Source organism: Micromonospora sp. GCM10011541 (assembly GCF_042650725.1).
GTDB lineage: Bacteria > Actinomycetota > Actinomycetes > Mycobacteriales > Micromonosporaceae > Micromonospora > Micromonospora sicca.
In genome coordinates this window covers 22795-28968 of sequence record NZ_JBHSBP010000089.1, presented here as the reverse complement: position 1 = coordinate 28968, position 6174 = coordinate 22795, and the positions used below count along the sequence as shown (strand labels likewise).

The window sequence follows — 6174 nt, the reverse complement described above, 5'->3', positions numbered from 1 at the left end:
CCGCTGCTTCACGTCTCAGGCACACCTTGACACGCCGACCGCCGCCCTAACTGAACGGCGTTGAGACTAGTCCCGCTGCCGCCTTCGCGCTGGTGTTCGGGGTCGCCGCCCTGGTCTGCGTGCTGACCGCCATCTTCGCCCCCGTGGGACTGGTGCTAGGGATCATCGGGCTCATCCTCGGCATCGTGGCACTGCGGATGACCCGGCGCCCCGGCGTCACCGGCCGCGGCGTCGCGATTGGCGGCCTGGTCCTCAGCGTGATCGCCGTCCTGGTAGCCATCGCGTTCGCCGCCGGTGTCACCACCTTCCTCAACAACAAACAGGCGGTTGACCGCCTCGAACGCCAGGTCGAGCACCTCCGCGACAAGCTGCCTCACTGAATCACCACAACGGCGGCGCCCGCCGGTACCAACGCTTGATTGTCCGACTTGGCCGCTGGGGTCATGTACCTGATCGGCGGACCTGTGGCGACCAGCCGGGGTCCCTGCGCCGCCGCTGGATGAGCTGCCGTTTCCCGTCTAGGAGGGGCGGCCATGAGTGAGACTGGAGCCGGGACCCGTCGGGTTGGTCTCGCATGTTCACTCGGCACTTCCGAGCAATCACGATCACGTCGTTCACCGCCGGTGGGCTGACGAGGGCGGCGCGCGCAGACATTTTCGGACGGTTCGGTGGCTGAGCGCCGAACGCAGCGGGAGTCGCAGCTTGCGATGGTGCACGCTTGGCTCGGGATAGGCATCGTTGGCCTTGGGCCCGCCGCGGACGGTGGGCAGCCCAGTGCCTGTGCCCGGTTGCGGCTGACGGCGTCGGACCGGATATGCCAACTGGTGCGGCTTATGGGAGTAATAAGGGTGAGCGACACTAATCTTGGTGCCCGCAGCGGGCGGGGCAGTGAGTACGCTGACCTGTCCCGCCTGGTGCGGGGTGCTGGGCTCCTCCACCGGCGGCCCGGCCACTACGCGTTACGCATGGGGCTGGTGCTCGGGTGTCTCGGCGTGGCGGGCGTGGTGTTGGTCCGGCTCGGGCAGTCGTGGTGGCAGACCGTGGTCGCGGCGTTCCTTGCGGTGATCTTTGCTCAGGCGGGGTTCATCGGCCACGACGCTGGGCATCGGCAGATCTTCCGCTCCCGCACTGCCAACGACGTGGTTGGCCTGCTGTTCGGCAACCTGCTGATCGGCCTCAGTTACGGATGGTGGGTGGACAAGCACAACCGGCACCACGCTCACCCCAACACTGAGGGCCATGATCCGGACATCGTGGTGGCGCCCCTGTCGTTCACCCCGGGGCAGGCCGAGGCGCGGCGCGGTCTCGGCGCGGTGTTCGTCCGGCACCAAGCCACGCTGTTCTTCCCGCTGCTGCTGCTGGAGGGCCCGCACCTGCACGCCGCCAGCGTCAAGGCTGTGCTCGGCCGCGGCCGGCTCAAGCACCGCCCGATCGAGGCCAGCCTGCTCGCCCTGCACATCGTCGGCTACCTCACGGCCGTGTTCCTGCTCCTGAACCGCCCGCAGGCGATCGTGTTCATTCTGGTCAACCAGGGCCTTTTCGGTTTGTACCTGGGTTGCTCGTTCGCGCCCAACCACAAGGGGATGCCCATCCTCAGCGAGGCAGGTGCCCTCGACTATCTGCGGCGGCAGGTGCTGACCTCCCGCAACGTGCGCGGTGGATGGCTCATCGATGTCCTGCTGGGCGGGCTCAACTACCAGATCGAGCACCACCTCTTCCCCAGCATGCCCCGACCGAACCTGCGCCGCGCCCAGCCACTGATCCGCCAGTTCTGCATAGCGCACGGCGTCCCGTACCACGAGACCACGCTGACCCGGTCCTGGGCGCAAGCGCTGCAGCACCTGCGGACGGTCGGCAAGCGACCGACCCAACCGGGAACCGACAGACACTGAATGCGGGCCGCTACTGTCGCTGCTCAAACTGCCGCTGTCACACTCCTGTCACGTGGTTGCCGACAGGGCATACCCGCTTCCCCTCCCGCGACCCGCTGCGCGGACCTTGCATGTTCAGGGGCATCCGGGCCGAAATGGCGGCGATCAGGGCACCCGTAGGCGACGTTCTGGTCCGCGGACCCGAGCCGCCGTCCATGATGACCCGAGCCATGACCCGACTCATCCGCGCCGACCTGATCGTCATCGACGACATCGGCCTACTCCCGGTCGGGCCGGTCGCGGGTGAGGGACTGCAGCCCGGATGACCCGTCTGCCGCCTCGCTGACCTCGAACCCGTCCGCTTCCCGCGCACGGTCATGCGGATCTTGGGCTCGTCATCAATGACGAGAAACGCGCAGATTGCTCATCGTGCTCGCTTTCCACGGCAGGGGCTGGCGCGGCCGCGGATTCCCCGGCGGCGGCCTTCAGGTACAGCTCCTCGAATGTACGCAGCGCGTGGCCAAGGTCGTGCGCAGCGATGATCCGCCGGCTAACCGCTCCCATCTGGGCGCGAGCCGACGCGTCGTCCAGCAGGGCGGCCAGGTGCGCGGCGAGGGCGTGAATGTCTCCTGGCGGATAGAGGTAGCCGTTACTGCCGGGTCGGACCAGGTGCGGCAGCGCCATGGCGTCGGCCGCGACGATCGGCTTGCCGGCGGCCATGGCCTCCATGGTCACTAGGCTCTGCAGTTCGGCGGTGCCGGGCATGCAGAACACGTCGCAGCGGGCATAGGCGTGCAGGACCTCCTGGTCGCTGACGAGGCCGTGGAAGGTGACCCGATCCCAGATGCTGAGCTGACGCGCCAGATCCTCCAGCACCCGGCGGTGGCAGCCGTCGCCGACGATCTCGCCGATGGCCTGCAGCCGCTCAGGCAGCAGCGCCAGCGCGTGCAGCAGCTGGTCGACGTTCTTCTCCTGGTCGAGCCGGCCCACGAACAGCACACGCCGCCGCCCGTCGCCGCCGTCCAGCAGTGGCTGAGCGAAGCGGTCCAGGTCGAGGCCGCAGGACACCGGCTCGGCGGCGCAGCGCAAGCCCTTCTCGTGCAGAAGTTGCACCGCCCGTGGGGTGGGAGCGGTGACGATGTAGGCGCGGTGAAAGACACGTACGAGGTCGCGCCAGGCGAGCCGGCAGGCCACACCGGCGAGCCAGGCGGGAAGCCGGGCGTAGCCGAGGAGGTTCTCCGGCATGAAATGGTTGGTGGCCACCACCGGTATCCGGCGCCGGCGCGCGGCGGCGGCCAGGCCGCGGCAGACCGGGAAGTGGGACTGGATGTGCACCACGTCGGGGGCGACTTCGTCCAGCAGGCGCGCTGCTGGCCGGGCTACCTGCCACGGCACGCACACGCGGAACGTGGGATGAAACGGGGTGCGGTGGGACACGAGCCGGTGCACCATGAGCCCCTTCTCCAGAGTGCTGCCCGGACCGCTCTCCCTCGCCGGGCAGATCACATGCACCTCGTGCCCACGGCCAAGCAGCCCGGTGGCAAGCCGGTGGGTGAAGTTCGCCGCGCCATTGACATCCGGCAGGTAGGTGTCCGCGCCGATGACGATGCGCTGGCGTCGGAGGCGAGGTCTGTTCATGACGGACTCCAAGTCGTGGTGCAGGCCGGCCGAATGGGTGCCGATCTGGGCGAGGTGAGGAAAGGGGACGGAACGGGTGATGTGCAGCACCCCCACCACAGCCACGGCCGAACAGGTCGTCGACAGCCCGGTCGCGGCCCGGCAGCCTGGGCGCGTTGTGTGAGCCAGAAGCCAGTGAGCCCGGCCAGCATCAGCCCGGCGAGGGTGGCGCACAGCGGGCCGCTGAAGCCGTGCGCGGTGAACTCCTCGCCCGCGGCCCGCATTCCCACGGACACAGAGCCATATGCAGCCCCGGCGCCAACGGCCTGCGCCACACACCGCCGGTCGGGCAGCAGCCGGGAAAGCCCGCGGCCCACAGTTGGGCGGGCCGCCCCGCCTCGGCGAAGGGCGCCTGCAGCCGCCTCGTGTTGCAGGCGCGCCCCCGCCGCACAGCAGCAGGCGCCCAGCACGGCCAACACGACGGCGAGCGCGGCCACCACCGGCTCCGACCCGGCAGCGCGGCGGCAACACGCCATGCAGCCGTCGGCCGGCGCCATCGCCAACCAGAACATGCGCTTCTGCGGAGACGCCGTACTGGTCGGCCCCGGCAGTGTATGACGGAAGGGGCAGTGCCGTGTCAATCGAGCCAATGCTCCGTCCGCCGCCCGGCCACCGGGTTTACCTCACTCTTGCCTGGGAACGACCGCACCGCTGGGGGCGCTTGGCGGGCGGTCTGGGCCAGCGGTGACCGCCAGTCAGGCCCGGGAGGCCGGTGGCGTGAGCCCGCCGGTCCTCCTTGCTCCCGCAACGGCCGCACCGGAGGTTGCACTCCGGGTTCAGCACGGCAGGTGGTTAGTCGCGCTTCGGTGGAGCTGGCACGAGTCTCACCCACGCGGCCTTGCCGCTGTGGTGGTCGGCGAGGCCCTCCGCCCTTAGGCCGCTGACCCGAAGCGAGAGGAAACGCCATGTGCAATGACCCCGAACAGATCCGCCAAGAGATCGAAACCACCCGGATGGAACTGAGCACCGACGTGGACGCCCTGACCTACAAGGCCAGCCCGCGTCGGATGGCGACGGACCGGATCGACCACGCTCGTGGCCGCTTCAGCCGATCAAGGACAAGGTGATGGGCATCGCCACGAAGGCCCGCCATGACGGCGGCGCCTCGGCCGCCGAGGCCGGCCACCGCCTGTCCGACACCGCCCACCAGGCCTCCGGTGCGGTATCCGGTGCCAAGGACCGGGCGCCGCACGGGGCCTCGTCCGTCGCCCACCAGGCCTCTGGTGCGGTATCCGGTGCGAAGGACCGGGCGTCGCACGCGGCCTCGTCCGTGGTGCATCAGGCGCAGACGATGCCGCAGATGACCCGGGAGCGGGCCGAGGGGAACCCGCTCGCCGTCAGCTTGATCGCCCTCGGCGTCGGGTGGCTGGCCTCGTCACTCATCCCGCCCAGCCGGGGGCGAGCAGCAACTCGCCCAGCAGGCGAAACACCAGGCGATGCAGCACTCCGGGCAGCTCAAGCAGCAGGCTGGCCAGATGGCTCACCAGGTGCAGGGCAACCTCCGCCAGTCAGCACAACAAGCCGCGAAATCTGTGATGTCGACAGCGGGCGAGAGCGCATCCGCACTCCGGCATCAGGGCGCAGAGGCCGCGGTTGCGTCCAGGGGGCAGGCACGCGAAAGCCGAGACGACTTCCGCTGACCCTTGCACCCAAAGCCGCGGGCAAGACTGAGCGTTCGGCTTCGTCGACGCCGCCAGGAGGTACCATCATGACCTGCGCGGTGATGGTGACTGCGGAGGCGACGGCGATCAGGAGGGCTTCGCGGTGGACCGCAGGCGGTCCTCGTGGCAACAATTGCCCACCTCGGAACTCCGGGTGCCCGGGGCGACGTGCTGGCGGCGGCTGGCCCCCGCGCGGGAGGCATCGCATCCGCCGCTCCACAACTGGTTAACGAATGGACAGTTCATGCCCCCCTGCCACCCGGCCAGCCCTACGCTGGGTGCCGACGGGGCGGCAGACGCCGTAAGGTCGAGCGGGGGGTTGTTCGCCGCCCCGTCGCCCACTCTCGGGAAACCAAGTCGGATGCCCCGTCTGGCAGGCAGAGCAGCAGGTTAAGGCCCTTCCTCATGTAGCTGACCATGCATGATTGCCGCTCATGAGCCCGAGAGACCTTGGGTGTGCGCGCACTCCAGAGCGCGCCGCTCCCGGCTCCAGTCTCACTCACGGCCGCCCCTCCTGACCCTGAAACTGCACCTCACCCGTCGGCCGAGAAGTACAGGGTGCATGTTCATGCAAGTCCGCCGATTAGGTGCACGCGCTCCGGCTGGCGAGCCGGACAATCAGGACCATGCCGACACGTTGGATTCAGGAGGCAGTCATGCCACGCAGAAGAAACTCCACCGCTCGGCCCGCGCTCATCCTTGCCTTCGCGGCCGGGGCGTTGACCGGGGCGGCGAGCGCGCTGACGCTGCGACGCCGGCGGCAGGAGGGCGGGATCCCGCCGAGTGATGTCGCCGACCAGCTGGGCGAGACCGCCGTCCCGTCGCTGGGCGGACCTTTCGACGGCCCCGCGCAGGAATCGATGACCACGCCAGCGGTGCAGCACGGCTGACGCCGTCGGTCCCCAGGTAGCGCTGCGGCGGCCAATCGATCGTCGTCGGCGCGTCGGACATTCCCGCGTGTGAGA

Annotated in this window: 5 protein-coding genes; 4 read left to right on the top strand and 1 reads right to left on the bottom strand. The window is 69.3% G+C overall.

What is annotated here, in order from left to right; translation table 11 throughout:
• Positions 1-92 precede the first annotated feature (92 nt).
• On the top strand, positions 93-380 hold the full coding sequence (locus ACFOYX_RS30735) for a DUF4190 domain-containing protein (RefSeq protein WP_236648502.1): 288 nt from the start codon (positions 93-95) through the stop codon (positions 378-380).
• 453 nt (positions 381-833) lie between these two features.
• Positions 834-1892, top strand: a complete 1059-nt coding sequence (locus ACFOYX_RS30730) for an acyl-CoA desaturase (RefSeq protein WP_322440162.1) — start codon at positions 834-836, stop codon at positions 1890-1892.
• Between the two features lie 354 nt (positions 1893-2246).
• On the opposite strand, the gene ACFOYX_RS30725 is transcribed toward ACFOYX_RS30730, so the two are convergent.
• On the bottom strand, positions 2247-3599 hold the full coding sequence (locus ACFOYX_RS30725) for a glycosyltransferase (protein ID WP_322440015.1): 1353 nt from the start codon (positions 3597-3599) through the stop codon (positions 2247-2249).
• A gap of 854 nt (positions 3600-4453) precedes the next feature.
• On the opposite strand from ACFOYX_RS30725, the gene ACFOYX_RS30720 reads away from it, so the two are divergent.
• Complete coding sequence (locus ACFOYX_RS30720) at positions 4454-4615, top strand: DUF3618 domain-containing protein (RefSeq protein WP_369292972.1); 162 nt, start codon at positions 4454-4456, stop codon at positions 4613-4615.
• A gap of 1250 nt (positions 4616-5865) precedes the next feature.
• A complete protein-coding gene (locus tag ACFOYX_RS30715) occupies positions 5866-6099 on the top strand; it encodes a hypothetical protein (protein WP_322440016.1) in 234 nt (77 codons plus the stop codon).
• Positions 6100-6174 lie beyond the last annotated feature (75 nt).